This is a genomic window from Streptomyces sp. NPDC127092, assembly GCF_042722475.1.
Classification (GTDB): domain Bacteria; phylum Actinomycetota; class Actinomycetes; order Streptomycetales; family Streptomycetaceae; genus Streptomyces.
Genome location: NZ_JBHXFE010000421.1, coordinates 1 through 1,031, shown reverse-complemented (window position 1 = coordinate 1,031; position 1,031 = coordinate 1). Strand labels below are relative to the sequence as shown.

At 74.7% G+C, this 1,031-nt stretch carries 1 protein-coding gene and 1 pseudogene; both read left to right on the top strand.

Annotated elements, in window-relative coordinates; all coding sequences use genetic code 11:
* Nucleotides 1–745: hypothetical protein (locus tag ACFWJO_RS40975; RefSeq protein ID WP_386873501.1), on the top strand; the 745-nt coding region annotated here is incomplete at its 5' end.
* A 72-nt stretch (nucleotides 746–817) separates the two neighbouring features.
* Nucleotides 818–1,031: pseudogene (locus ACFWJO_RS40970) on the top strand (PLP-dependent aminotransferase family protein); the annotation flags it as partial.

Genomic DNA, 1,031 nt, shown 5'->3' with positions numbered 1-1,031 from the left:
GGAGTACCCGATGCGCCCGACCTCCCCTTCCCGCGCCCTGCGGATCACGGGTGCCGTGGCCGCCGCGTGCCTGCTGGCCGGCTGCGCGGTCGACCCCGGACTGGCCGAGGACTCGGCGTCCGACGACGGCGTGCCCCTGCCCGCGACGGAGGGGTATCAGCCGCTGACGGTCTACCTCGCCGTCGCCGAGGCGGAGGCGGTCCCGGGGACGAGCGGCCGGCCCTTCGGCTGCGGCGACCTGCTGGTGCCCGTGCAGACCGTGCCGACGGACACCGAGGACGAGGCGGACACCGCCCTGGACTTCCTGTTCGCGGACGAGCGCGGCTGGCACGGCGACCCGTCGCTGTGGAACGCCGTGTTCGACGCGCGCGAGACCCTCACCCCGACCGGGCACCGCCGCGCGGGCGACGTGGAGATCTTCACCTTCACCGGCACCGTGACGCAGGAGGACGAGTGCACGGCCGAGCGGATCCGCGCCCAGCTGCAGGCGACCGCCGCCGCCTTCACGTCAGCGGGACAGGTCCGGCTCGAGGTGGACGGCCGGGACCTCGACGACGTGCTGGGGCTCGAGCCGCTCCGCCTCGGCGAGCCCGTGGACGTCCCGCAGGGGGACCCCGCGCCGAGTGGGGAGCCGAGCGACGGATCCGGTGAGCAGACGTGGGCGCCGGAGGGCGAGTCGTCCTGGGGTCCCGCCGAGCCGACCCAGGGCACGTGGTCCCCCGCCCAGGAGCCGAGCACCCCCTGATCGCGCGACCCGCCGTCGTCGCCCGTCATCGGGCCTGCATCGTCGGCCGCGTCGTGCTATAGGGTGCCGAGCGTGCGGAACCTCCGAGAACACCTGTCCCAGCGCGCCGTCGGCGTGAAGCAGTCCGCGGTCCGCGACGTCTTCGACATCGCGATGGACCCGAACCTCATCTCGCTCGCGGGCGGGAACCCGTGGCTCGCCGACCTGCCCCTCGACGAGCTGGGCCGGATCGCCTCCGACCTGATGACCCGGTTCGGCACGGAGTCCCTGCAGTACGGCCCGGGCC